This window comes from Myxococcus sp. NMCA1, from assembly GCF_026810205.1.
GTDB classification, from domain to species: domain Bacteria; phylum Myxococcota; class Myxococcia; order Myxococcales; family Myxococcaceae; genus Myxococcus; species Myxococcus xanthus_A.
This window is the reverse complement of the sequence record NZ_CP113950.1, coordinates 6,097,797-6,122,441: the sequence shown is the minus strand read 5'-3', so window position 1 is coordinate 6,122,441 and position 24,645 is coordinate 6,097,797. Positions and strand designations below refer to the sequence as shown.

At 68.3% G+C, this 24,645-nt stretch carries 31 protein-coding genes; 19 read left to right on the top strand and 12 right to left on the bottom strand.

The window, feature by feature from the left end; translation table 11 throughout:
• The first annotated feature begins 2 nt into the window (after positions 1-2).
• The 4 genes from OZ403_RS25080 (at position 3) to OZ403_RS25065 (ending at position 3,818) form a co-directional block, all read left to right on the top strand.
• Positions 3-659, top strand: a complete 657-nt coding sequence (locus OZ403_RS25080) for a hypothetical protein (RefSeq protein WP_268781933.1) — start codon at positions 3-5, stop codon at positions 657-659.
• A gap of 83 nt (positions 660-742) precedes the next feature.
• The gene (locus OZ403_RS25075; RefSeq protein WP_268781932.1) at positions 743-1,333 is read left to right on the top strand and encodes a phage tail protein; all 591 of its coding nucleotides are present in this window, start codon (positions 743-745) and stop codon (positions 1,331-1,333) included.
• Positions 1,334-1,467: 134 nt separating this feature from the next.
• On the top strand, positions 1,468-2,457 hold the full coding sequence (locus tag OZ403_RS25070) for an alpha/beta fold hydrolase (protein ID WP_268781931.1): 990 nt from the start codon (positions 1,468-1,470) through the stop codon (positions 2,455-2,457).
• Between the two features lie 665 nt (positions 2,458-3,122).
• A complete protein-coding gene (locus tag OZ403_RS25065; RefSeq protein WP_268781930.1) occupies positions 3,123-3,818 on the top strand; it encodes a phage minor tail protein L in 696 nt (231 codons plus the stop codon).
• A 21-nt stretch (positions 3,819-3,839) separates the two neighbouring features.
• Here OZ403_RS25065 and OZ403_RS25060 read toward each other — a convergent pair whose 3' ends face one another.
• Both OZ403_RS25060 and OZ403_RS25055 read right to left on the bottom strand, forming a co-directional pair.
• A complete protein-coding gene (locus tag OZ403_RS25060; protein ID WP_268781929.1) occupies positions 3,840-4,298 on the bottom strand; it encodes a hypothetical protein in 459 nt (152 codons plus the stop codon).
• Between the two features lie 166 nt (positions 4,299-4,464).
• Positions 4,465-5,031, bottom strand: coding sequence for an OB-fold protein (locus OZ403_RS25055; RefSeq protein ID WP_268781928.1), 567 nt, complete (start codon positions 5,029-5,031; stop codon positions 4,465-4,467).
• 173 nt (positions 5,032-5,204) lie between these two features.
• Between OZ403_RS25055 and OZ403_RS25050 the strand changes: the two genes are divergently transcribed.
• The 12 genes from OZ403_RS25050 (at position 5,205) to OZ403_RS24995 (ending at position 15,648) form a co-directional block, all read left to right on the top strand.
• The gene (locus OZ403_RS25050; protein WP_268781927.1) at positions 5,205-5,969 is read left to right on the top strand and encodes a C40 family peptidase; all 765 of its coding nucleotides are present in this window, start codon (positions 5,205-5,207) and stop codon (positions 5,967-5,969) included.
• Positions 5,963-7,036: a hypothetical protein gene (locus OZ403_RS25045; protein WP_268781926.1), complete on the top strand. Its 1,074-nt coding sequence runs from the start codon at positions 5,963-5,965 to the stop codon at positions 7,034-7,036. Before OZ403_RS25050 ends, OZ403_RS25045 begins: the two co-directional genes overlap by 7 nt.
• Positions 7,020-9,536, top strand: coding sequence for a host specificity protein J (locus tag OZ403_RS25040; RefSeq protein WP_268781925.1), 2,517 nt, complete (start codon positions 7,020-7,022; stop codon positions 9,534-9,536). The genes OZ403_RS25045 and OZ403_RS25040 overlap by 17 nt, the downstream gene beginning before the upstream one ends.
• Before the next feature lie 9 nt (positions 9,537-9,545).
• Positions 9,546-11,450, top strand: coding sequence for a hypothetical protein (locus tag OZ403_RS25035; protein WP_268781924.1), 1,905 nt, complete (start codon positions 9,546-9,548; stop codon positions 11,448-11,450).
• On the top strand, positions 11,447-11,854 hold the full coding sequence (locus OZ403_RS25030; protein WP_268781923.1) for a hypothetical protein: 408 nt from the start codon (positions 11,447-11,449) through the stop codon (positions 11,852-11,854). Before OZ403_RS25035 ends, OZ403_RS25030 begins: the two co-directional genes overlap by 4 nt.
• Before the next feature lie 154 nt (positions 11,855-12,008).
• On the top strand, positions 12,009-12,680 hold the full coding sequence (locus OZ403_RS25025) for an AHH domain-containing protein (RefSeq protein WP_268781922.1): 672 nt from the start codon (positions 12,009-12,011) through the stop codon (positions 12,678-12,680).
• A gap of 2 nt (positions 12,681-12,682) precedes the next feature.
• Positions 12,683-13,261 (top strand): imm11 family protein, encoded by a 579-nt coding sequence (locus OZ403_RS25020; RefSeq protein WP_268781921.1) that lies wholly within the window; start codon positions 12,683-12,685, stop codon positions 13,259-13,261.
• A 110-nt stretch (positions 13,262-13,371) separates the two neighbouring features.
• A complete protein-coding gene (locus OZ403_RS25015) occupies positions 13,372-13,818 on the top strand; it encodes a hypothetical protein (protein WP_268781920.1) in 447 nt (148 codons plus the stop codon).
• A gap of 89 nt (positions 13,819-13,907) precedes the next feature.
• A complete protein-coding gene (locus OZ403_RS25010; RefSeq protein ID WP_268781919.1) occupies positions 13,908-14,276 on the top strand; it encodes a hypothetical protein in 369 nt (122 codons plus the stop codon).
• A gap of 39 nt (positions 14,277-14,315) precedes the next feature.
• A complete protein-coding gene (locus tag OZ403_RS25005; protein ID WP_268781918.1) occupies positions 14,316-14,840 on the top strand; it encodes a transglycosylase SLT domain-containing protein in 525 nt (174 codons plus the stop codon).
• 68 nt (positions 14,841-14,908) lie between these two features.
• On the top strand, positions 14,909-15,418 hold the full coding sequence (locus OZ403_RS25000) for a hypothetical protein (RefSeq protein ID WP_268781917.1): 510 nt from the start codon (positions 14,909-14,911) through the stop codon (positions 15,416-15,418).
• A gap of 17 nt (positions 15,419-15,435) precedes the next feature.
• On the top strand, positions 15,436-15,648 hold the full coding sequence (locus tag OZ403_RS24995) for a hypothetical protein (protein WP_268781916.1): 213 nt from the start codon (positions 15,436-15,438) through the stop codon (positions 15,646-15,648).
• Positions 15,649-15,694: 46 nt separating this feature from the next.
• Here the strand turns inward: OZ403_RS24995 and OZ403_RS24990 are convergent, their stop codons facing one another.
• Positions 15,695-16,135: a hypothetical protein gene (locus OZ403_RS24990; RefSeq protein WP_268781915.1), complete on the bottom strand. Its 441-nt coding sequence runs from the start codon at positions 16,133-16,135 to the stop codon at positions 15,695-15,697.
• A gap of 62 nt (positions 16,136-16,197) precedes the next feature.
• Here OZ403_RS24990 and OZ403_RS24985 point away from each other — a divergent pair, with 62 nt between their 5' ends.
• Positions 16,198-16,950, top strand: a complete 753-nt coding sequence (locus OZ403_RS24985) for a DNA-methyltransferase (RefSeq protein WP_268781914.1) — start codon at positions 16,198-16,200, stop codon at positions 16,948-16,950.
• A 270-nt stretch (positions 16,951-17,220) separates the two neighbouring features.
• Here OZ403_RS24985 and cas8c read toward each other — a convergent pair whose 3' ends face one another.
• The 7 genes from cas8c to OZ403_RS24950 form a co-directional block, all read right to left on the bottom strand.
• On the bottom strand, positions 17,221-18,852 hold the full coding sequence (gene cas8c / locus OZ403_RS24980; protein ID WP_268781913.1) for a type I-C CRISPR-associated protein Cas8c/Csd1: 1,632 nt from the start codon (positions 18,850-18,852) through the stop codon (positions 17,221-17,223).
• Positions 18,853-18,956: 104 nt separating this feature from the next.
• Positions 18,957-19,895, bottom strand: coding sequence for a hypothetical protein (locus tag OZ403_RS24975; protein WP_268781912.1), 939 nt, complete (start codon positions 19,893-19,895; stop codon positions 18,957-18,959).
• A gap of 134 nt (positions 19,896-20,029) precedes the next feature.
• The gene (locus tag OZ403_RS24970; protein WP_268781911.1) at positions 20,030-20,278 is read right to left on the bottom strand and encodes a hypothetical protein; all 249 of its coding nucleotides are present in this window, start codon (positions 20,276-20,278) and stop codon (positions 20,030-20,032) included.
• A gap of 122 nt (positions 20,279-20,400) precedes the next feature.
• Positions 20,401-20,769 (bottom strand): hypothetical protein, encoded by a 369-nt coding sequence (locus tag OZ403_RS24965; protein ID WP_268781910.1) that lies wholly within the window; start codon positions 20,767-20,769, stop codon positions 20,401-20,403.
• A gap of 43 nt (positions 20,770-20,812) precedes the next feature.
• Entirely contained in the window at positions 20,813-21,133 is a 321-nt protein-coding gene (locus OZ403_RS24960) for a hypothetical protein (protein WP_268781909.1), read from the bottom strand.
• A gap of 108 nt (positions 21,134-21,241) precedes the next feature.
• Positions 21,242-21,535: a hypothetical protein gene (locus tag OZ403_RS24955; protein WP_268781908.1), complete on the bottom strand. Its 294-nt coding sequence runs from the start codon at positions 21,533-21,535 to the stop codon at positions 21,242-21,244.
• Positions 21,536-21,629: 94 nt separating this feature from the next.
• The gene (locus tag OZ403_RS24950) at positions 21,630-22,031 is read right to left on the bottom strand and encodes a ParB N-terminal domain-containing protein (RefSeq protein WP_268781907.1); all 402 of its coding nucleotides are present in this window, start codon (positions 22,029-22,031) and stop codon (positions 21,630-21,632) included.
• Positions 22,032-22,732: 701 nt separating this feature from the next.
• On the opposite strand from OZ403_RS24950, the gene OZ403_RS24945 reads away from it, so the two are divergent.
• Positions 22,733-23,350 (top strand): hypothetical protein, encoded by a 618-nt coding sequence (locus tag OZ403_RS24945; RefSeq protein WP_268781906.1) that lies wholly within the window; start codon positions 22,733-22,735, stop codon positions 23,348-23,350.
• Between the two features lie 25 nt (positions 23,351-23,375).
• Here the strand turns inward: OZ403_RS24945 and OZ403_RS24940 are convergent, their stop codons facing one another.
• Positions 23,376-23,828, bottom strand: a complete 453-nt coding sequence (locus OZ403_RS24940; protein ID WP_268781905.1) for a hypothetical protein — start codon at positions 23,826-23,828, stop codon at positions 23,376-23,378.
• A gap of 101 nt (positions 23,829-23,929) precedes the next feature.
• Positions 23,930-24,145, bottom strand: a complete 216-nt coding sequence (locus tag OZ403_RS24935) for a hypothetical protein (protein WP_268781904.1) — start codon at positions 24,143-24,145, stop codon at positions 23,930-23,932.
• Between the two features lie 74 nt (positions 24,146-24,219).
• Here OZ403_RS24935 and OZ403_RS24930 point away from each other — a divergent pair, with 74 nt between their 5' ends.
• On the top strand, positions 24,220-24,585 hold the full coding sequence (locus OZ403_RS24930; RefSeq protein ID WP_268781903.1) for a hypothetical protein: 366 nt from the start codon (positions 24,220-24,222) through the stop codon (positions 24,583-24,585).
• Positions 24,586-24,645 lie beyond the last annotated feature (60 nt).

Here is a 24,645-nt window from a genome sequence, read left to right as displayed (position 1 = left end):
AGTTGCTGATCCGACCCGAGCACACCTACGATGCCGTGGCCATTTGGCCTTACCTGTGGGTGTACGGGATGAAAGTGGACGAGGCGCGTCGGAAGATAGAGGCAGAGATTCACCAGGCGCATGAGCTCGCAGAGGCGAGGGCCATCGAGCTCCGTGACGCGGTTGTGGACGGCATTAAGCTGGGTATCGCCAAGGGCTCCAAGGCAGTCTCCGTCAACTTGGAGCCTGACAATACGCGGCGTCTACACGAGCAGGGGCGACTGTCTCTGCTCAAGCGAGAATTGGAAGTTGCTACCGTTGAGCTCACGCAGATGGTGCGGGACTCTCTCGATACTTTGAGCTTTTGGCCGCATCGCTTGGGAGTCGAGCATCGCTCATTCACCGACGGCATGTGCATACTCCCCAATGGCGACAGTGTACCGCCGGCGGCATTTGCGGGGGTTGTGGACATCCCTGTCATCCAGCACATCAGTTCAATCCTCTCACGGTACGGCTACACACACCCGATGCCGCCCCGCATGTGGACGGAGGAGACATTCAAAAAAGTTACTGCGTACACCACGCAGGTGCGCGCGCTGCGCGGACTGCACAGCAAGCTCAAGGAGCATGATGATTCCGTGCGCCACCGCAACGTCGCGGACCTTTGGGACGAGGCGTGACTCGGCCGCGCGGTCCCCCTTGAAACAGCGCTCGCATGTGAAGTGTGCGGACGCCGTCCGCACCCTCGGAGAGGCTTGGTGGAATGGAACGCTTCCCCTTCACGCCGAGTTGGGGCGCCCAGCTTGAGAGCCAGCCTCGGGTGAGGAAGGCACAGTTCGGCGACGGCTACTCCCAGCGCTCGGAGGACGGAGCTCGAGGACTCCTCCAGCGTTGGTCTCTCCAGTTCACCGCGCGCCGAAAGGAAGAGGCAGACGGGGTGGACGCCTTCCTCCGCGCGCACCGCGGAGTGGCCGCCTTCGAGTTCGTGGTGCCGGACAGCGCCTGGGGCGTCACTGGGCAGCCGTTTGGCGCCGGGGACGGGGCCAGGACGCAGTTCTTCTTGCAGCGCCCCTTGGCCCCGGACGCGACGGTGGGCGAGCTGGTGCCCGCCGTGGGGTGGGAGGCTGCGCCGCTCCTGTGCCGCGACGGGGTGTTGCTGGCGGAGGGGGCCGACTACTCCCTCGCCGCTTCCGGGCTCGTCACCTTCGCGACAGCGCCGCCCGCAGGCGCCCAGCTCACCTTCACTGCGGCGGGCGCCCAGGTGCTGCGTGTCGTCTGCGAGCGGTGGACGAGCACCCTGAAGGGCTTCAACGCCTACGACGTCTCCGCCGAGTTTCAGGAGGAGGCAGGGTGAGGGAGTAGCAGCATCCCCCCTGGGAGGTATGGCGCACCCAGGCGGGGGCAGGTTGCCTCTCTAGTCTGGTGGGCCGCGCTCGTGACCCATGGGCTTCCCTGGTGGTCTCCGCATTCCTGTAGTTGAGTCAGTCCATGCGAAAACTCCTCCTCCTCTGCTTGCCGCTGTTCGCTTGTGTGACGACGAAGTCCGTCCCGGTCCCGGCTTCTGCCGACTCCAGCGCGTTGCATCAGGTGAAGCGGGTGAAGGTGGCCGAGGGGGTCGAGCTCGAGCTGCTCGACTTCGGAGGCCAGGGACCCGCGCTCGTCTTCCTGTCGGGCCTGGGCAACACGGGCCACGTGTTCGACACCTTCGCGCCGGAGTTCACCGCGGCCCATCACGTCTACGCCGTCACCCGCCGGGGGTTTGGCTCGTCGAGCTGGCCCGAGCAGGGCTACGACACCGCCACCCTGGGCGAGGACGTCGTTCGGGTGCTGGAAGGGCTGGGAATCGCGAAGGCGTCATTCGTGGGCCACTCCGCCGCCGGGCCAGAGCTCACCTGGGTGGCAACCCATCACCCGGAGCGCGTGGAGAAGGTGGTCTACCTGGACGTGAGGACCAACGGTGACCTGCTGGCGGAGCTCCTTTCGGTCCTGCCCATGCCTCCTCCGAGCGAGCCCGCTCCCGAGGACGTGGCCTCACGCGCCGCGGTCGCCGCCGCGGTCGCGCGTGACGTCGGAGGAGCGTTCCCCGCGCACGAGATCGACGAGGCGAGCGAGTTCGATCCGAAGACCGGGCACTACCTGCGCGACCGCAAGTGGCCGCACGCGGAGGCGCGGGTGATGAAGGGTTTCTCGAAGGTGGACTTCGCGGCCGTGACGGCGCCCGTGCTCTTCCTCTACGTGGATCAGCCTCGGTTCGGGCGGGTGGAGGACATCCCAGGCTTCTCCCAAATGGACCTTCCCGTGCAGGAGAAGTTGAGGACCCTGAGCGCCAGGGCGCTCCAGCGGGACGCCGAAATGCTGAGCGTGATGAGCATGCCGAACTGGAAGGGCATCAAGCTCGAGCACGCGCGGCACTACGTCTGGCTCACCAACCATGACGAGGTGCTGCGCGAGATGAAGACCTTCCTCGAGACATTTTGAAAGGGCGGCGAAGGCGCGCTGGATGAGCGCATCTCCTGTTTCCACACTTCGAGCAAGCGAACACGTCCAGCGCTTTCCGTCCTGCGTAGCAGCTTGGCGAGAGTCCAATCGTGGTGTGTGCTCCCTCTTCGGCTCCTCCCTCGTCGCGGCAAAGGGCGGGCTCTCTTCCTCCGGCTCCGGCCTCGCCCCTGCTTGGGGGAAACGGCTCGCCTGCGCGGTGAAGACCCGGGATGCTACCTGCTGCGCGCCGCCCTTGCCGCCATCGAGACTCCCGGTACCGTCGCGCTCCCGGCCAGCTCCGACTGACGCCACCGCGCCCATCGAAGCCGGGCGGGGGCTTATCCTCGCCCCGTCTAGACGGGGCGAGGCGAGCTGTTACTCAGCATCGGCCGGGGGAGGGCGTTCGCCCTCCAGCTTCAAGCGCAGTCGGCGCTGTGCCAGGTGGCCATCGAGGCGAACACGCGGCGAGCTGCCGATGCGGCTGCAACTGCTCCCCGGGCGCCCGAAGCCGCTCAACTTTCGCAGGTGGGATGAATCCCGGACGACGTCCACCGCGCGTGTGAAGACAGGGGCATGCTCCACGGCGCCCCTGTCCTCATCGCGCGGTTCCTCGCCAACGCCATGCTGCCCCTGGGTGCTCCGCCCGATTCGCGCGGGGGCACTCAGTGAGCATCGCCGAGGACATTCAGAAGCTGGAGCCGGGCGCCCTCGTGGAGCTCTTCGTCCTCGACGCCACGTCGATACCTGGCGGGGGCATCAGCTACTTCCACGCGGGCACCAACGGGCTGGGCGGGCCGGTAGTGTGGCAGGGCGCGGAGTACCAGCCCTGGCCCGTGGAGGCGCGCGGCTTCGAGAAGTCTGGGACGGGGCGACTACCGCGGCCCACGCTCACCATGGCCAACGTGGCGGGCACCATTGGCGCGCTGGCCCGGGACTTCAATGACTTGCTGGGCGCGCGAGTCCTCCGCAAGCGCACCTTCGTCCGCTACCTCGACGCGGTGAACTTCCCTGGAGGCGTCAACCCCACCGCCAGCCCGGTGGAGGCATTCCCCGATGACGAGTTCGTGGTGGACCAGAAGACGTCCGAGTCGAAGCACTTCATCGAGTTCGCGCTCGCGGCGCGGTGTGACTTGGACGGCATCCGCATCCCGCTGCGCGTCATCACGCAGATGTGCGGGTGGGAGTACCGGAAGGAGGGGTGCGGGTACGCGGGCCCTCCGGTGGCGAGGGTAGACGACAGCCCGACGACGTCGCCAGCGGAGGACCGGTGCGGGAAGCGGCTGGGGAGCTGCAAGCTGCGCTACGGAGAAACCGCCGTTTTGCCCTTCGGAGGCTTCCCCGGCGTTGGACTCTTGCGATGAAGTCCCCGGAGTTGCCCCCGTTCAGCGCCGCTTCTTCGGACGGCCAACAGCGGTCGGCAACTTCTCCATTGCAGAGGTATGAACGAGCTGTCGGTCGCTTTCCGTGCCCTCCCCAGCCTTTATCCGGCGCAGTGCGCGGTCGACTTGCAGTTGCGTGAACTTGCGAAGCCCATGGATGGGAGGAGCGTCTTCTGGAATCCACTCGGGGCGTAGCGTCCGTTCGGTGAAGAGGATGGTCCCGTATTTTTCAATCAGCCGGTGGGCAATTTGAAGTGATGTGGACTCGTCGCTGGCGCAGAGCTCGCAGATGTACTTGCTGCGGTCCGCCCAGGACGTGTGCGCTCGGCGCAACTGTGGAATGGTCTCGCCACATCGCGCGCAAGGGTACGGCGCGAGCGCCGTTGCGTCGTTGGTAAACCGTGGGTCGAAGTTGGGGGTAGGCTGAGCCTGAACGTCGGTGGGGGCGTTGTCGGTCATCATATTCCTCATGGCGTGCAGCGCGGTCTTCGCGACGCGTTGGGTTGCTGGATGGAGCAAGCGGGAATCAGCCGGCTTCGCGACGGGAGGCCTCCGTAATGCTGCACGGAGGATTCCCGGAGTTGACCAGTTCGATGGCTCTCGGTGCCGATAGCAGCCGCACCAGGACTCAGAGGTCGACGATTTCGCAGTCCTTCACCAGGACGTTCATCATGAGTCCCTGCACCCGGCCGCGGACCCTGACGCGCGAGCCTTTGGAGAGGTTCGCTGCCTTGTTCAGTTGGTTGTCGGCGACGAAGCACTGGACCTGGGGAATCTCGAACTGCCGGCCGGTTCCGACGGTGATGTAGACGGAGTTCATGATGTCCTTCTTCACGTCGTCCACGACGCCGGCCGTTTGGATGACGTGGTTCTTGAAGTTCGCATCCGCGCGCACTTCGTTGTCGGCGTACTCGGACAGAAGGGACCGGATTTCTACGTCCTTCGGAGGCGGGCGGCTTGCCGCTGAAGGCGAGCTCCCCGAGGTGGCACCCGTTCGGCTCGCGCCCTTGTTCGCAGAGCCAATCGCGCCCGCCATGCAGGTGCCGAAGAAGCAGAGAGAGAAGAGCCCACCCAGGACGAGGAATGTGACCTTGAGCGCGGATGGCCCGCGCGGTGGAGGTGCGCCGCACTTCGGGCATGCGGCTGCGTTGCTCGCGACGTCGCTTCCACACTGCTTGCACTTCACCAATGCCATGGTTCCCCCCATTGAGATGAGTCCGAAACAGCGAAACTCCTGAATTAGGGCGAAGCTTGTGGGGGCATTTCAATACCACCTGCGAGGTATGGGTTCAGTTAACCCCAATCGCCGGGGCGCCAGGGTGTGCGCCCCGGCGCAGGTGATTCCAGGAGTCAGAAGGCCCGGACCGGATGTTGTCCACGGCACGCGCGACCATCGTGTGCATGCGCGTGCCACCGTCGCTGGGCCCTCTCGACCTCATTGTTGAAGGCGCACTCGTTCACGCCCGGAGCGAGTATCCCCGCGAGGCGTGCGGACTCGTGGTGGCCGCATCCGGCGAGCAGCGGTACGTGCCCTGTCGCAACCAGGCCGAAGGGCAGGCCCACTTCATTCTCCACCCGGAGGACTACGCACGGGCGGAGGCGGAAGGGGAGGTGCTGGCGGTGGTGCACTCCCACCCCAACGCCGCCCCGGAGCCGAGCGAGGCGGACCGCGTCAGCATGGAGCGCTGGGGCCTGCCCTGGCTCATCATCAACGTGCCCGTGGGCCACTGGCGCGTGTGGCACCCCACCGGGTACCGGCCGCCGCTGGTGGGCCGCCCCTTCAGCCACGGCGTCCTGGACTGCTTCAGCCTCATCCGCGACTACTTCCAGGAGCGGCTGGGCCTCGAGCTGCCTGACTTCCACCGGCCGGACGGCTGGTGGGACAAGGGCGGCAACCTCTACCTGGAGGGGTACGCCCAGGCGGGCTTCGTGGACGTCACCGGCCAGGCGCTGCGCGAGCACGACGTCCTCCTCATGCAGCTGCGCGCGCAGGTGCCCAACCACGCGGGCGTCTACCTGGGGGCGGACGTCGTCCTCCACCACCTCCAGAATCGCCTGTCTGGAAGGGAGACGTACTCGGGCTTCTGGGAGCGAATCACCCGGAAGGTCGTCCGACACCGCACCCTATGCTGACGACGGTGGTACTCGGAGGTCCGCTGGGCCGGCGCTTCGGCCGCGTCTGGCGGTTGGACTTGAGCGTGCCTTCGCCCGCCGAGGCCGTTCGCGCTCTCTCTGCGGTGTGCGAGGGCTTCGCGCGCTACCTGGTGACGCACAGCGAGCCGGGCTTTCACGTCTTCGTCGGCAAGCGCGACGTGGGCCAGGACGAGCTGTCGCGCCCGGCTGACGCGCCCGTCATCACCGTCATGCCCGCGTTGGCTGGGGCGAAGGCGGGCGTCTTCCAGGTGGTCATGGGGGCCGTCCTCATCGCAGGCGGCGCGGTGCTCTCAGCCTACGGCTTCGGCGTCGGCACACCCCTCATCACCATGGGCGCGTCCCTGGTGGTGGGCGGCGTGTCGCAGATGCTCTTCGCACCGCCCGCACCTGCGGCCCCGGACGAGGAGCCGAAGAACAAGCCCAACTACGCCTTCAACGGCCCCGTTAACACCCTGGCCCAGGGACATCCGGTGCCCATCTGCTACGGCGAGCTGGAGGTGGGCAGCTGCGTCATCTCCGCGGGCATCGTCACCGAGTGGAGCGAGGGCGGCGGCTTCGGCGGCAAGTACGGCAGCGGGCAGACGGGGCCGGGCGGGCAGGGGCCCTCGGGCGGCGGGTGCCCGGCGCCGTGGGTGCCCGTTCTCCTTGCCGACGGGCGGGAGGTGCCCGCCGGCGAGGTGGAGGTGGGCATGCGCGTCCTCACCCAGCACGAGACGACGCTGCGGTGGGGCGCGTACCTCGTCACCGACGTGGCCCTCTTGGAGGCGGAGTGCTGGCGGTTGGAGCTGGAGGACGGGCGCGTATTCGTCGGCACGTACAACCACCGCGTGCGCGCCGAGGCGGACTGGGTGGAACTGCGGCACCTGGTGCCCGGGACGCTGCTGCTGGGCGCTCAGCCCGGCGTGGTGCGGGAGGTGGCGGCGTGCGGCCGCGGGCCCGTGGTGCGCATCACCGTGGAGGGAGCGCACACGTACCAGACGCTGAGCTTCCTCTCGCACAACGCCAAGCGCGCAGACCCGGAGGCGCCGCATGAAGTCGAAATCTGAGCCGGCCCCCCTCATCGGCTACGGCGGGGCAAATGGGGGCAAGGGCGGTGGCGGCGCGCAGCGCACGCCCGTGGAGCTCCCGGACACGCTGAAGTCCACCAACTACGCCCGCGTGCTGGACCTCCTCTGCGAGGGGGAAATTGTCGGGCTCGTGGACAAGCTGAAGTCCGTCTACCTGGACGGCGTCGTCGTCCAGAATCCCAACGACACCTACAACTTCCGCGACGTCACCCTCTACGACGTGCAGGGGACGCAGGGGCAGGAGTACATCCCCGGCTTTCCCTCCGCGGAGGCGGAGTTCTCCGTCAACACGGAGGTGAAGCGCTACGAGCCCGTCGTCCGCACTGTCAGCGACGCCAACGTGGACGCGGTGCGCATCACCGTGCAGGTGCCGCAGCTCACCTTCCAGAGTGCGCTCACCGGCGACTTGATGCCATCCATGGTGCTCATCGGCATCGACGTGCAAAGCAACGGCGGCGGCTTCGTTGAGCAGGACCTGGAGGGAGCGGGTGTCATCGCCGGCAAGTGCACCAGCCCCTACGAGCGGACGTACCGTGTGGAGCTCACCGGCAGCGCGCCGTGGGACATCCGCGTGCGGCGCCTCACCGCGGACAGCACGCAGGCCAACCTGCAGAACAAGACGCTGTGGAAGTCCTACGCCACCCTCATCGACGAGAAGCTCAGCTACCCCAACAGCGCGCTGTGCGCCCTCCAGGTGTCCGCGCACCAGTTTCAGACGGTGCCCACGCGCTCGTACCGAATTCGGGGGCTGAAGGTGCGGGTGCCCAGCAACTACAACCCGCTGACGCGGGAGTACTCGGGCACCTGGGACGGCACCTTCAAGGTGGAGTGGACGGACAACCCGGCCTGGTGCTTCTACGACTTGCTGACGACGCGCCGTTACGGCCTGGGCCGCTTCCTCAATGAGTCCCACGTCGACAAGTGGGGGCTGTACACCATCGGCCGCTACTGCGACGAGTTGGTACCGGACGGGAAGGGCGGCCAGGAGCCGCGCTTCCGCTGCAACCTCTACCTCCAGACGCAGGCGGACGCGTACCAGGTGGTGAACAACCTCGCCTCCGTCTTCCGAGGCATGACGTACTGGGCCAGCGGCGCGGTGTACGTCGCCCAGGACGCGCCCCGGGACGCCGAGTACCTCTTCACCCCGGCCAACGTGGTGGACGGCCTCTTCACGTACTCCAGCAGCGGCCGGCGTGCGCGCCACACCGTCGCGCTCGTCACCTGGAACGACCCGGCCAACCACTACAAGTCCGCGAAGGAGTACGTGACGGACGAGGACGGCCTGCGCGAGTACGGCTACAACCCCACCGAGGTGGTGGCGCTGGGCTGCACCTCGCGCGGCCAGGCGCAGCGGGTGGGGCGGTGGCTCCTCTTCACCGAGAGGCTGGAGACGGAGACGGTGGTGTTCCGCACGGGCCTCGAGGGCGCCCTGCGCAACCCGGGCGCGGTGGTGAAGCTTCAGGACCCGTACCGGGCCGGCCGCCGCTGGGGTGGGCGGGTGGTGGCCGCCACCGCCACCCAGGTAGAGCTGGACGCGGACGTCACCCTTGAGGCGGGGAAGACGTACTCCCTCTCCGTGGTGATGCCGGACGGGGCGGCGGTGGAGCGCGAGCTGGCGCCCGCGGCGCCGGCGCCGTACCGGGCCCTCACCGTCGCCACGCCCTTCCCCGTGGCGCCCGCCCGGAATGCCGTCTGGGTGCTCGCGGCGTCCGACTTGGCGCCCACGACGTGGCGCATTCTCAGCGTGGCCGAGGTGGAGCCGCACCTCTACGAAGTCACGGCGCTGCGCCACCACCCGGGCAAGTACGACGAGGTGGAGCTCGGCGTGAAGCTGCAGCCGGTGCCCACCTCCGTGCTGCCTTCCTCGGCGCCACCCGCGGACCTCGTGCTGGGGGAGAGCCTCTACAAGACGACGAACGGCGGACTGAAGGTGTCGCTCAACGCCCGGTGGGCGCAGCGCCCCAGCGCCACCGAGTACGTGGTGCGCTGGCGGGTGGACGGGGGCAACTGGACGACGGTGACGGGGGTGCAGTCGCACTTCTGGGAGTTGCTGGACATCAACCCCGGCGCGTACTCCGTGCAGGTGGCGGCCGTCCTCAACGGCTTCGTCACCGCCTATTCCGAGGCCTCCCTCAACGTGCGAGGCAAGCGGGCGCCACCCTCGGACGTCGTGGGCTTCGGCTACACACTCAACGGCAACACGGCCACGCTGCGGTGGACGGAAATCCCGGACCTGGACCGGGACACCTACGAGCTGCGCTACGGCGGGACGAATTGGAACAACGCCACCCCCATCTCGAAGGTGCGCGCCACCGCGCACGAATGGCCCGTGCCTGGGCCTGCGGACCACGTCGTGCGCGTGAAGGCCATCGACACCACGGGCAATCCCTCCACCAACGACACCACCGTCACCGTCCGCGCGGCGCCCACTACGCCCGCGTCCGTCACCATGACGGTGTCCTCCACCCCTCCGCCGTAGAGAGAAAGCATGCGCTCACGCGAAAAAGAGCTTCAGGGCGGCATCGACGTGGACGTCACGCCGGGCGAGCCGAACCCCCGTCTCCTCAAGCCGCGGTACTTCGACATCCGCTGGACGCACGTCGAGACGCTGCCCACGCACCTCCTGCTGGGCTTCAGCGTGGCCGTCTACGAAGGGGATGACCCCAACAACACGGACGCCTACCTCCTGGAGCCAGTGCGCGTGGGGCCCTCGGAGCGCCGCGCGGTGGTGTCGCTGCGCGTGGCCACCACGGTGGAGGTGAAGTGCGCCGTCCAGGCCCTGTACTCCAACGGCACGCAGAGCAGCTGGCGCGTCCTCGGGGGCGCGGTGGCGGCGGACCCGGACATGGTGAAGCTGGCCACCGCGGATTTGAAGAATGTCCCCGCTGCGGCCGCGCAGGAGGCGTCCCGGAATGCCGTGGGCGCCTTCACCGAGTCCTTCGAGCGCTCGCCCTTCGACTTGGGCAACTGGGAGCGCAACCCCTTGCTGGCGCCGCCGGCGGCGTCCCTCGTCTCCGGCCAGGGCTATTCCGGGGGCAACGTCCTGCGGTGCACCAACGCGGTGTGGATTTACTCCACGGTGAAGCTGCCGTACGACCCGACGAAGCTGTACCGCCTGCGCTGCCGCGTGCGGCAGTTCCAGGAGCCCACGTCCGGCGGGAAGGCGGTGTACTGCGGACTGGTGGGTTGGGCGGCGGACGGCGTCACCATGGTGAACGCAGCCGGCCTCAATGACTTGGGCAGCCAGCACTACTACTGCATCTCCGGGGCGGTGCTGCCCGCGTCCACCGGGTACAGCGAATTCACCGGCTGGGTGAAGGGGCTGTCGGCCAACGTCACGGAGAACTGGCCCTCGCAGGACCCGCGCAACCCCCGGCCCATGCACCAGGCCACGCGCTACGTGTCTCTGGTGCTCATCGCCAACTTGGACGCCGGCAACGGCGTGACGGACTTCGACTCCGCAGTGGTGGACGTCTTCGACGAGTCGGCCACGCCGCGCGTGTACACGGCCCTCAATCCGGACGGCAGCATCTCCTACAACGTCGGCATCTCCGACGGGAGCGGGGCGCCGCGCACCATCGCGAAGGGCCGCCAGGCGCAGCTCGCCGCGCACGGGGCCTACGTGGCCTTCAACCCGCCGTTTCAGAACACGCCCATGGTGCTGCTGCGCGGTGGACTCACGCACGAGCCGCGGGCGAAGTGGGGAGCAACGGGCAGCGGCAGCGAGACGGGGGCCTACAACACGGCTCTGCCGACGTATGACGACACCCAGGCAATCATGAATGGGGGCAGCGGCTTCACGCTGCGCGCTCGGCTGCGCCAGCGCGGCGGCACCGTCACTGCCCGGACTAACAACCCCGCCAGCTCCTCCAACCTTGCCACCGGCATTGGCTCCACGGTGGAGGTGGTGCTCAGCAACGCCCCGGCGACGAACGACCAGTACGCGCTCCGTTTCAACGCCATCATCTACCTGCTCACGCCGCCGCGCACCGGCGAGATGGGGGCGGGCGGGAGCTGGGAGCCGGGCTCCGCCCAGGGAAGCATCGTCGTGGCGCTGGACAGCCTGGACGTGGGGCAGTCCTGGGTGGAACGCGCGACAACCACCCTGTGGGCCAACTCCAACAACAACACCGTCAACTGGGTGCAGTCCGTGAACACGCACATCGGCGAGGTACTGACGGCGGCGGCTCCGGGCCTGGGCGCAGCGGACCGGCTGCGCCTGCGCATCAAGTCCGTGTCCGTGCCGCCGGGAAGTAACCAGCCCACCGCGCACGTCTGGCACTCCAGCGTGGATGCTGGGGCGGGCGTCACCTACAGCACCTCGACGGACCAATACGCGTCGAAGACGCCGGACGTGGGCGACATGCTCTATTGGGAGGCCTTGGACGCATGAGCTGGAAGCTGAAGACGCTGAAGGACCACCTCGACGCTCGGCGTACCCGCTCGGCGCCCGCGTCTCTCCGCGCCATGACGGGCGAGCCGGCGCGTGGGCCCGCCGGGGAGATTCTGCGGCCCACGGAGGTGGAGGAGCCGGAGAACCCATTGCGGCCATGCCCATGCGGGCGGCGGCAGCAGGCGGACATGATGGCGGACGTGTCCATGGTGCCGCCCGCGACGCGCGAGTCCTGGGGGCTCGTTCCGGACGCTGACTTCATCTGCGACGGGTGCCTCAACGGCATCCACCTGCGCGGCTTCGCCACTCGGGAGGAAATCCTCGAGGTGCTGGGGGCGCCGACTCCTCTCTTGCAGTTCCTCCGCGCGGTGAGGCAGCGCGAGAGCATCGGCGCCGGTACGTGAGCTGCGGTGTCCTGTAGGAAAGTGCGCGTTCGCCTGCGCTCTCGTGCCATTCAATAGTCGGCGCGCTGGGTGTGTGCTTCCGGGCATGCCCGCCCTCTCTCGTTGCGTACCACTTCGGCCGTTCGGTTCCGAGCCCAAGGAATGGCCGCAGCATTTGGACTTGCCACCTTGCGAGTACTGCGGGGGGCCGTGGCACACGCTCGCAAGGCGATGGGGCGAGCACCTGGGGAACCCCACGGAGCTGCGGGAAAACATCCTCGCGGGCCGCAAGGCGAAGGAGCACCCCTGGTACACGGGGCGCTGGTCCATCGCCGCTCACCACCTCATCTGCTCCGAGGCCATGGCTGAGGATGCTCCGTGGGCGCCGCTCTGCCGGGACTTCGGGTATGACATCAACCGGCGAGAGAATGGCGTCATGCTGCCGATGGTGATGGCCGTCGCCTGCGAACTCCACGTGCCGATTCACAAAGGCCCCCATGCAGGGGGCTGGGCCTTCGACATGAACCTCGCGTACCCAGATGCCGTGAAGCGGCTGCTGGCGGGCGTTATCGAGAAGGCCGTGAGTGGCAGTTTCTGCCCGAAGCCCGAGGGGCTTACGGCCAAGATGGACCGAATAAGCCGCACGATTCTGGGGAAGGTGGCCAGCGGGAAGTGGACCCTCACGACGGATGGGTTGGACTACCTTCCTGGAGGGCAGGGGTGCGCGGGCTCGATGTCTATTCAGGACAAGCCACGTCGGCCGTGTCCTGCCGGCCGGAGGCATCGGACGATGCACCCAGGCACTGGGACGGCACTCCAGCGGCGGGCGCTTCAGGTGGGAGAGTAGCCATGCAAGACGACTACTTCGTCCTCGAGCGCGCGCGTTCCCAGCAGCATCCCCTGCTGTCGTGGGACCAGGAGTGCCTTCCGTTTTTTCGGCCCAGTCCTGTGAAGGTTGCAGCGCCCGTCAAGCTGAAGCTGGGCGAGCCGGTCCCGCCCCGGCCCGTCATGGCTGACTTTCACAGCCTGCCGGCGCCTGTCGTCTCCACGCGGCTGAAGGATTCCTTCGAGGCGGCGGCTCTGCCAGGAGTCCAGCTCGTTCCCGCGGACGTGCAGGTGGGCGACTCCGTGTTGCGCTACTGGCTGGTCCACATGTGGCGACGGCTTCCCTGCATGGACAGGGTGCGCTCGCGCTTCGAGTTCGACGAGGACGGCGACCTCCTGCTGAGCCTCGACAAGCTGTTCCTCGACGAGTCCGTGCTCGGTGAGGTGCCGCTCGAAGAGCGACTGGCGTTTCGGCTCGCCGAGTCCGTGGTCCACGTCTTTCACCGGACGGTGGTTGAGCGGGTGCTCGCCCTGTCGCCGCCGCCGGAAGGGCTGCGCTTCATCCCCGTGGCGGAGTGGGGAGACTCGTCGGCGTTCCGCTGACGAGCCCCACCGGAGCGCAGTTCGCGACACCGAGACCGGATAGAGCGGCGTTTCGTCGATTCTCCGGGCTCACCGGACGGCGTCCTCGCATCCCGTGACGATGCGGCTTCATGGAGCTTACCCCCGAGGCCGCGTTCGCCATGTTCGCGGCCAGCAACATCGCTGCGCCGTTGCTCAATGCGCTGCTGTCCCGCCGGCATGCCAAGCACGAGGCGGCTGTCGAGCAGGTGCCCGTACATGAGCAGCGGCTCAAGGCGCTGGAGCAGGAGCGGCTGGACGCCGGTCAGGTGCCCATCCTCGTCCAGCAAATGGGGGCCGTTGCCGCAGACGTGAAGGACATCAAGGCGGACCTGCGCCGGGTGGGCGAGCACGAGTCCGCACTGCGGCTGGTGGACCTGCGCCTTAAGGCACTGGAGACGTGGCAGGCCGAGGCCCGCCCGCAGCTCGCTCGCGCAGCCCACGATTCGCACACGCTGATGGGCGAGCGCAACGCGCTCCGTGTCCAGCACACGGCCAACCTCGTGGACCCGCAGAAGGCGGCGAGGTCCACGCCGTGAGCCTGCGCCCTCCGCGCGCTCTCGTCGCCACGCTCGCCGTGGTTGCGCACCGCGCTTCCCTTTCACTCGCAGCACCCCAGGAGCACCGCATGTCTCAGCCATCCACTCCGCCGCCCTACACCCCGCCGCCTGAACTCGTTTCTTCCGCCGAGCGGGACGTGGCCGGCGCGAGCCCCGAGGACATGGCCCAAGCCGAACGCCTGTACGTCGTCTACGGCGGAGTGACGGGTGGCCGCTCCGCGGTGACGGGCGCGCCGCTGCCCCAGTTCTCCGCCTGCTCGGTGCTGGTGCGCGCGGGCTGGATTGCCGTGGCGCGTGCGGTCCTGGCCACGGACGTGTCGACGTCGGAGCGTCCGCCCCAGCCGACCCCGGAGCACGTCTGGGACGCCTTTGCCCACCGTTGGTACCTCCCCGGCGCGAAGGGGCCGGCCATCGGCCGCTCCGCCGTCGGCGCGTAGCCCTCGTCGTCCCTGGCGTCCTCTTCCCCTGGAGTCCCCATGTTTCAGCTCCCCGCTCGTCTCTCGCGTTGGCTCCCCACCGTGGAGCCCATCGCCGCGCTGTACAACCTGGACCCGCTGCTGGTGTTCGCCGTCATGGATAGGGAGTCCCTGGGTGGCGACGCGCTCACGCCCAAGGGACCCAGCGGCACTGGGGACCACGGCCACGGGCGCGGGCTGATGCAGGTAGATGACAGGGCCCACAAGGGCTTCGTCGCGGCCGTGGACGACCTGGGCCGGCCGCTGTGGCAGGACCCTGCCGTCAACGTGCTGTACGGCTGCCGCCTCCTTCGTCGCAATCTGGACGCCCTGGACGGCTACGTGGTCGGCGCTCTCGCGGCCTACAACGCTGGCCTGGGCCGGGTGCGCTCCGTGCTCGCACGCCTCCCGGCCGATGCCACAGATGCACACCGCCTGGCCATGGTGGACAGCGTCACTACCGGGCAGGACTACGCCAGAGACGTCCTCTCGCGGCGCGAGCGCTTCGCTGGCTCCGCGCCCACGCCCGCTGCGTCTGGCGCCTGAGCGCCCGCACATGTCTCCCCGCCCGGCGTCTCGGCGCTGGGCTTCCCCCGCAGTCCCAGGAGTGCTCCATGAAACAGAAACTGAAGCTGCTCGCCATCGCCACCGTGGCGCTGGTGCTGTCCGGGCCCGCCGTTGCCCTGGCCACCACCGCGGAGCCGGGCACGTCCGTCTCCATCCTCGACTCGCTGCTCACCCCCTCCGCCATCGGCACCGCGTTGGGCGTCCTCGTTGGGGCGGTCGGACTCTTCGGCGCCGGCACGTGGCTGACGGCCACGCGCAAGCGCCGCATCGCCCTGGCCTTCCACCATGCGTACAACATCGTTGAGGACGTCGCGGCAGAGGACCCGAAGGAGAACTTCGCGGACAAGGCGGCGAAGGGGCTGAAGATGGCCGATGACTGGCTGAAGGCCAACGGTTGGCGCCCGCTGAAGCCGCACGAGCAGGCGCTCGCGAAGATGGAGTTCTCCGCCATGCACGGCGCGCAGAAGGCTGAGGAGAAGGTGCGCGCGAATGCCGCCGCCGCGGCGCTCATTGCGTCGAGCAAGCTGAGCGTCGAGGTTGTGGCGTCGGGCCCCTAGATGCCCCGCGGCGAGCCGTGGCTGCGGGGCTGGACGGGGTGCTGTCTCGCGTCCCCGTCCGTACCGGCTATCTCGAAGCACAGGCCGGCGTGTCCAGCCTCTCTGGCGCCTACGTGCGCGGCGAGCTGGGCGCGCGGCTGACGCAGCACGTGGGCCTCTTCGGGTTCGCAGAAGCCAACCAGCGAGAGCGGATGGCAGGCGTCGGCGCACGCTACACGTTCGGCTGGTGAGGCATGGCGGCCCGCTCCAGTGCGCTGGAGCGGGCCGCAGTTCCTCCTACCTGGAGCTGGAGCGGTGGTGCTTCGGTGTCCCTTGCCACGTCCAGCCCGGGACGGCTTCAAATCGAGCGCGGAGTTCAGGAGGTAGCTTTCGCGGTGGCACCCCGTCCAGCGTCTGAAACGTCGTCACCCACCTGCCGAGGTCGGAAGACTTCGGCATCGCGGCACCTCGGGTAGCGCGGGCGTACCAGAGCAGGCGGTGGAAGTTCCGCTCGAAGACGTACTCGTCCTCGGTGAGAGGGCAGTGGATGGACCTCAAGGTCTCCACGATGTGAGGCGCGACGCTCTGCGTGTTCGCGATGCGCCAGAGCAGGGCTTTGAGGGTGCGCCAGACTTCCTTCCCTTCGTGGCGGAAGTCGTGCGGGACGAAGGGCGTTCCCGATTGGCGGTACCACGCAAGAAGCCCTTCAAGGGCCGCGTCATCCAGATTGGTCTGCATTTCGGAGTGCCCTCGGCTGACAGGTGACGGGACGGCATGTCGGCACCGCACGTGCATTGCGCTTGAAGTTGCAGTCCTACCCTCAGCGCAACGAGCACGACAACGTGAAGCCCTACTACGAGAACGACACCGTCAAGCTGTACCACGCCGACTGCCGCGAGCAGCTCCTGGACCTCCCATCTCAGTCCGCGGACCTGCTCCTCACCGACCCGCCCTACGGAATGGCATGGCAGCCCAAGACAAAGGGTGCAGCGCCCGTCCGCGCTGACGGCGCACGCCAGGGGATGCGGGTGTTCCGCCAGGCACTCACCGCGGCGACGCCCATGCTGGCCGACGATGCGCATGCATTCGTCTTCTGCCACTGGGCCTCATGGCCGGATTTCCACGACGCGATGGCTCCGCACCTGAATTCAAAGGGCGCGCTCATCTGGTGGAAGAACCGTGGTGGTACCGGTGACTGCACGGGAAGCTTCGCGCCCGACTACGAGGTGGTGCTTCACGCCTGCGGGGCGAAGCGCCGCCCGCTGATGGGGAAGCGACACGGCGCAGTCTTGCCCGCCTTCGCGCCCGTCACCCCGAAGAAGCGGACGCACCCCACCGAGAAGCCCGTCGAATTGATGGCCTTCCTGGTGTCCCGCGCGTGCCCCGAGGGCGGTCTGGTGCTGGACCCGTTCGCCGGCACCGGCGCCACCCTCGTCGCTGCGCAGCAGCTCGGCCGCCGCGCCGTGGGCGTGGAGCTCGAGGAGCGCTACTGCGAGGCCGCCGCCCGCCGACTGGAGGCGGCAGCCCGAGAGGGGATTCGTGACGCGGCCTGAGTCCGCTGTGTAAGTGCACGGGCCCGGCGCAACCATCGAGGCGCCGGGCCTTGTAGTTCCTGGATGGTCAGCGCGGCGGCTGCTTGGTGTTCCGCGCGTGCGTGGGCGTATCTCGTCCTTGCCTTCGGACTCCCGTCCAGCCCCGCTACTGCCGCCTGCAGTTCCCTCTCCGCCGCTCCCAGGCGCTGCGCGAGCGCCTCCCGCTGTTTCCTGGTCATGCCCGCCGTGCACAGCAGGAGGCGTACCAGCAGGCGCGTAACGAGGCGTCCTTTACATTGCACCGCGTTGCTGTGCGTACCCGACCGCAACGAGCGCCCGGTCCTCAAGCCCGAGTGCGCCTGGAAAGCCCGAACCTGGGAGCGCTGCTACGAGCTCCCCCACGAGCCTGATGAGGCGTGGGTGCTTCCTCTCCTGTGCCATCGCCCGTCGGAGCAGGGGAGGGAAGGCGGTGGCGGGAGAATGCGAGAACCGGGTGAAGTGGCGCGCGCGGAACCCCTCGCCGGCGTCGAACCTCTCAAGGACGGCGAGAATGCGTCCCAGTACAAGGGACGTAGGCGGTCCCACCGTCGGAGAGGCGGCGAGCGCGGCCGCTACGGTGCCTCCTGTGCGACGGAGGCATGCCTGGATGAGCTGCGCACGTGTCGTGACGTGCAGCCCGTCGACGCCATCACCAGGCCGCTGGACGCCCATGGCTTTCACCGCAGCGGTGAGGAGCGCTTGCGGGAAGGCGCTGCCGGTGAGGATGGCGCGGACCATGCGCGTCGCCAGGTCCGGGGGGACGCCATTCTCTGCACCGTCCTCCAGTGCGCTGAGCAGCCGCCACACCGGCAGCGGCCGGGCGGGGGAGTTGGGCAGGCGCACCTCCTCAAGGAAACGCCGGATGTTCGCGAAGGCGACGGCGAGCGGCATCTCCAGCATGTCCCGGGTGGCGATACGCCCCAAGTTGCCCGAGAGCGTCACGGTGAATAGCCGCGCTCCCGGGCGCACCTCGGGCACCTGTGGTCCATCCGGGGGGATGCGCTTCAACTCCGGCGTGGTCGGGTCGAGGAGGGTGAGTAACTGCTCCGCTTCTTCGGGAGGCCCGTCCGTCCACAGCACCAGCACGGTGTCCGAGGCGAGGCGAATCCCGTGGCGGTAGTTGCGTGTCGCCGTCGGTTCCAGCAGGTGGTTCAACGCAAGGACGTAGGCGAGGGCGGGCTGCTTGCCGATGGGCGCGTTTCCTCCCTGCTCCAGGCCGTGGGACGTGAACGCGTCGTTGCTGGCTGAAACTAGGCGCCCGCCCATGGCCAGCGTCCCAGGGACACCCCGGACGCGCTCGTGCAGCCGAGCCAGCACCGTCACGTCGCCCGATACCAGGCACTGCCCCACGTTGCCCTGGGCTGCTTCTTCCTCCCCGCGGCTTTCCCACCATGCTCGGAGGGGCGGCGACTCATGGGCGTGCGCGGTGTCGTCGCCGACGACGAAGGCAATCAGTTCCCCACCTGTCCATGCACCGGTTGGATGCGCGGCGAGCGCCTGGGTCCGCGCGCTGGCGTCCGCGACGAACGCGGCCACAGCGCCGGCCACGGGTGAGCGCGTGGTTTCAGCGGACTCAGAGGCGAGCGTACGGAATGCAGCGACGCGAGCGTCGGCCTTCACCCTTTGTGCCTCCCTGCCGTCAGCCAGGCCCAGCACGTACTTGGGATTGTCCACCAGGAACCCGGCTGCGACGTTCGACGCGCGCTGCGGCGGGCGGGGGATGCTCATCGGCACACCGGCGCCATCCGTGGACGTGGGCACGAGGGCGCGGAATTTCCCCTCCGTGGTGATGTGCAGGCGGAAGTGAACAGGCTTCTCTGGCCAGAGCACCGCGTCTACGAGCTTTCGACGGCGGGCGTAGTCATTGAGCGCGGCGAGCAGCATGGTCCCCCCTGGCTGCGAACGTCCCGGCATTGCACCACGCTGCGCGGAGGGTGGCGTGCCCCCGCGGGGCGAGTGTTGGGCGGTGGGCGTCTGCGCGCCGCGTGTCACACCAGCCCGTGAGTCGTGCCGATCGGCGCGGCGGCATCCTCTGGTCCACGCCAGTAGGGCTGGACCCAGATGAGCTTCCGCTCCGCCAGTGCCTGGCCGTGAGGCTGGCGCTTCCAATGGCCGGACACGCGCGTCCGCACCACCAATGGGCGGCCGGTGGTGCCTTGCGGTGGGGTCTCAAGCGGGACGGCACCGGGGCCAAGGACGACGCGCCGCTGCACGTCCATGGCCTTGAGTTGCTCACGCAGCTTGTCCCGCTTCGGGCCCTTAGGGAGCTTCTCCAGCCGGTCACGGAGTTGCCGAGCCTCGCGGTTGCGCCACACCTCATCGCGCACGCCTCCGCTGGTGGCGTAGAGGACGACGTTCATCGCCCAAGCCCAAATGGCGCGCCAATGCTCGCCGGCGTGCTGAGCCTTGCTCTCGTGGGAGTCGAGTGCTGTGTCCAGGTCCTGCCCGGCCGGCAGGGACACGGAGATAAGGTTGAGCGTGCGTTGGCCGTCGGGCCGCGAGGCCTCCACGCAGAGGCGCCAGCAGCGCCCAGGCTCGGGCTCCTCAGCGAGGAGAAGCCCCGTCACCGGCAGGTCGGGCCCGGCTGTGTCGGGCAGGGTGATGCCGGCCTCGATGGGCACCCTCAACTGGATGCACGGGTGCGGGAGGTGTAGGTCATCGCAGGACAGCCCGCGCAACTCCGTGTGTCGCAGGCGCTGCGCCAGTCCTGGCGACACTTCGTAGTCGTGGCGCCCGTGGGCCACGTACACCAGGCCGAACCAGCGCTCCATGCAGAGCAGCTTGTAGTTCTCGCGGTGGTCGGGCCCCCCTGTGACACGCGCCAGGGCGCGCTGGACTTCGGCGTCGGTGATGGCGTCGTTGACTCGCGTGGGCCCGTGGCGCCGTACCGCGTCCTCCAACGCAAGGAAGGGGAGGGAGCCAAACACCAAGTCCGCCTGTGTCGTGGGGATGCGGCCGGCGGCCGCGTCCTCCTCAAGAGCTGCGAGTGCTGCTTCCAGTCCGCCACGCCGCCAGTAGCCGCGTGCCGCGGGCGGCGGTCCTGGCCAGTCAAGGGCCTGCATTAGGACTCGCCCTCCGGCTTCGGCGGCGTCCACCCACGGGCCTTCGCCGCTTCCTCCAGCGCGAGGTTGACGGCCCCGGTACCGTTGGCGGGGACGCCCTCCAGCGGCTCGCGGGCGAGGTGCGCAACCAGGTACTTCCGCGCGCTCTCGCTGCGTGCGGTGAGCCCCACCTCCACCCGGTGGGCTACTTCGCCCTTGGGCGTCCGACGGAGGGAGGGAGGCGTCTTCGAGGAGTCGTGTCGTGCCATGGAGTCCAGGTGGCCCGGCTGGACGTCCCAGCCGGGAGTGAGGAAGGGAGCCCGTCACGCCGTCAGGGTGTGGACGGTATCGCCTTGCGGCATCGGGCCAGCGGCCCGCGAGGAGACGGCGGCTAGCGGTAGACCGCTTCACGCTGGCGCTGGGCGTCAGCGTGGACCTGCTGGACCGCCCGTTCGAAGTCCTCGTTCAGCATGGGCGGCGGCGGGTTGGCCGCGGCCAACGCCCCAAGCAGCGCGGTGGCCCAGGCAGGTTGGGCGCAGTCAGCCCACGCCACGGGGGTGTTGGGGAGTTCCACGGCCCGAGGGCCGCAATCCAGGAAGTCTGCACCGTCATACGCGACGACACCCAGCGACAGCCCATCATCGGCGCGGCGCAGCCACAGCAACTCCCTGTCCCCGTGGCTCCCCAGTGGGATGGCCTGAAGCAGGCGCCCGGCCCACTCAACCTCAGCACCTCGAAACGTGTCCCGCACAGTAGGCATCGGAACTCCCTCCCGGCTCAGCCGGAGACAGCGAGTGAGACTGCTAGTTCGAGCCCTGCCGAGCGCGATAGTCCGCGAGCGCCCACTCTTCGACGCGCCGCGAAAGCTCATCCATCGCGTCGAGGCGTGCCTTTCTCGCCAACGGCTTGGCAGGGGGCTCTGGCGGCGCGCCGAACAACTCAACAGCCGTCTCGTGCGCCTGCTGCGCGTCCTGGAGGCGCCCAGTGGGGATGAGCTCCCAGCGGGACGAGGCGCTCACGACCGCGCGCCTGACGCCGTTCTGGTCCTCTTCCACAAGCGGCAGCCAGACGTCCGCGCCGTACAGGTCCTTCCCTACATACGCAGCGATTGTCGTGCGCTTCATCTTCGACTCCTCCCGTCCGCGCCGGGGGGACTGCGAGAAATCGCCCGAAGGCATCACTGTAAGAGACGTCCGCCGCGCGGAAACTCCAGCGCGGCCGGGTATCGATTCTCAGGCGCCCTCGCTCACGTCCTCCCCGTCCAGGTTCATGACGTGGGCGGTCTCGTCGAGCGCGACCGTCTTGGTCGCCTCGTTCCAGTCCCCCCACGAGGCGTCGCCGCCCGCCCACTGCCCGGCCCGGTCCCCGTCCACAACCAGGGTCTCCACAGCTTGCGAGTGCCGCCACTTTCCGCGGTACAACTCCACCGACTGCCCCTGGGCCAGGGCGAGCTTCGCGACGGTGTGGAGACTGGGCGAGACAATCGCCTCCAGGTTCTCAGCGATAATGGTGGTGACGGTGGCCATGGTGTCCCCCTGCGTACTGCGTGGTGTGTGCTGCTTGGTACCGGGTATCGCCCGGTAGTCGGCCCCGATGAGGCCCGGGGTGGGCCTCCGCAACCTACGCAGCGTCGTTCGACTCGACTTCAGCGGCCAGCAGGTCCGCAGCCTCGTCCAACCCCAACTCCTGCATCGCCGCGAGCCGGGCCTCATCCTCGTGCAGACGGACGCCGTCGAGGCACACGTCGTATCCGCCCCAGTGCAGATTGTTGTCCGCCGTCAGGCGCTCGGAGAGCGCCACCACCACGCAGGGCACCGTGTCCAGCGTGCCCCGGGCCGCCGCCGTCCGGTGCGAGCCCGTCAGCGCGACGTACTGGCCGTCCTGGAGGTCCAGCACGAGGAGCGGGCGCCCCTGCCACCCGCTGGCGCGCATCGACTCCCGGATCGCGGCCAGCTTCGCTTCGTCTCGGACCTCGTGCGGAGGGGCAATGCAGTTCGGCGAGATGTCTTCGACGTCGTACATGACGGTTCCTGGGCTCGCCGCGGCGTGAGTGCCGCTGTCGATGGTATGAGTTATAGGCCCAGTCCTATCTGGAGTAAATAGGCATGGGTCTATTTCCGGAGTGGCGTCGTAACAATCTGAAACTACAAGGGCCGGGCCCCGTAAGAGGCCCGGCCCAACGCCTTGCGGCATCACTGCGAGGGAGGCTGCAACTCCTCAACCGCACCTGGGCAGACACCAAATGCTCAACGCTCGGAGGCGTCACTGCGAGGCCAGGTGCGCCCGTACTGGGCACGACACGGACGCTACCAGTGGAGCGCAGGGGCGGCCATCCCTCCCGAGAGGGATTGACGGACGGGCGACTATTCGTGCTCACCCGTCAGCCGGGCGACGGCGGCGCGCCAGGCGGGCATGGCTGCGCGGGAGGCGGGCACGAGTCGCCCGTGGCGGCCGGCGTGGTAGGCACGGGTGGTGCGGTCCCGCGGGTGCGCGCCGTCGTTGGAGCAGAGGAGGAGGAGGGTGCCACGGCGCTCGAGCTGGGCGCCGCAGCCAGGGCATCGGTAGGTGGTAGTGCTCACGCCAGTAGGACGCGAGGCGCGGCAGTTGTTACCTCGCCACCGGCCAGTCCTCGGGCACCGGTCCCTGGCTGTGGACCTGTCGCTTCCAGTGCCTGAACCGCCGCTCAGTGGTACTACCCAACCCACTGGGCGACGATGGCCTACATGGAACTCGGCTATGTGGTCGCGGGGGCCTTCGCTCTGCTGTGGGCGCGCTCCGTGTGGAAGAATCGTCGCAACGAGCGATTGGTCGCCATCCGCCGAGTCGAGATTGACGAGCGCAAGGACGTATTCCACTGGTCGTGGACGTTCGACTTCGTAGAGATGCTGGTGGTCTATGCGTACCACGTGAACGACTGGCCGGGGATAGATGGCTACAACCTGTTCGCGCTTCGGCGGCGCGATGGTCCAACATGGGAGATGCGCTTCCATTCGGACGCTGTGCCGGAGGCGCTCAAGGACCTAGAGCGCGACGCACGCAAGCCGTTCGCGGATCCAGAGCGTTTGGCGGAGCAGCGGGCAATTGTCACGGGCGGGAATTGGATGCCCGTCCGAAGTGACATCGCCGCGACCCTGGAGACGAGATACCAGTTGTTCTTACGTAACTATGACCCCTCCGTCGATGTGGAGGTCGTGCCACTTGAGGTGTATTGGCGCCGCCTCCTTGAGTTCCAGCGACAGAGCGAGGCGAAGAAAGATGCGGCAGAGGTCGCCCGCAAGGGCGCCAGCGCGTCTCCGCGCACCCGCCTCGCAACCGACCACGAGAAGACCTCGGCCAAATGAGCGCTTCGGCGGCCCTGGTCGCAAGTTAGCGATTCGCTCTTGCTGACTTCCATTCGGCAAGATCGGCGCGCACGCGCGCTGCAGCCTCTGCGCCGAGCGTTAGTTCGATTATCTCGAAGTCGAGCCGCTCGACCTCTGCGGCATCCAGGTCCACGTTGTGCATGCGCCAGTCGATCTCTTTGAGCCGCGGCGGCATTGTCATGCGTTTCCACCATGACGCGACTCCCTCAATGAGAGGGAGCACGACGCCAATCCAACTCAGCGCCACCAGCACGGCGCTGAAGAAAAGAGCGACGGGGAGTTCCTCCCTCCACTCTCCAGTGCGTGTCCAACTCACGCCGGGAATGAAGCTCAGCCGCACGCCGATCTTCCTCAGGTTGAGGTGGTACGTGGAGAACGTACGGACGAGGACGGCGTGCGCGTAGCGCACAACCGTGAAGCAGAGGGAGACGCCGACTCCAATCAGGTAGAGCGTCATCGGTGAATCCATTCCCCCACCGTAAGCGAGTCGGGATGATCGGGACAACGGGCGTCAGGCGGCTCTGGTGCGCGAGTGAGCGGGAGGCTCCGTCGCGGTTGTTACCTGGTCGCGTGCCAGTCCTCGGGCGCCAGCCCGCGCACGTCCACTGGTTGCGCGGGAGCGTCGAGCTCCGCCAGGGACTCGTCCACCAGCAAGGCCACGCGCTGGACGCGAGCGGGTGGCATTCCGTTGGCCTGGGCCGCCTCCGCGAAGAGGGACACGGCGGCGGTAAGGTGCTGGCGGACGACTGGCAGGCGTGAGGGCAGGCAGGGCATGGGGCCTCCTGCCGGGAAGGTGGTCACGGGCGTCTGCTCGCGCCACCTGCCGCCCCGTGGCACTCTCCGCGGCCGTGACACGCGAGCAGCTGAAGCAGCACCTGGAGCAGTTGGGTCGCGAGGCAGCAGCCCACGGGCCGGCGCTCAAGGGCGTCACGGACCTGTTCCGCCTGTACTGGCTGGCGCTCCAGCACAACCTGGTGGTGGAGGGCCCGGAGCACACGCTGGACCTCAAGGTGAGCGCAGCTTGGGTGGAGGAGTGGCTCAAGATGCTCCGCCTGCCGCCGCACGAGCACACGCTTCCGGTGCGCACCATGGCGGAGGGCTGCGGGAAGTGCTCGCCCTATGAGGCGCGCATCACCACAGTGGTGGCCGTGCCAGGACTCACCAGGCGTGAGTGCTCCACCTGCCGCGGCGACTGGCTGGTGCTGGAGGGGTAGCGTGGCCGGTTCTCACTCGGTGTGCGGCTGAACCTCTCCGCCTGTTTCCTCCGGTTTCGA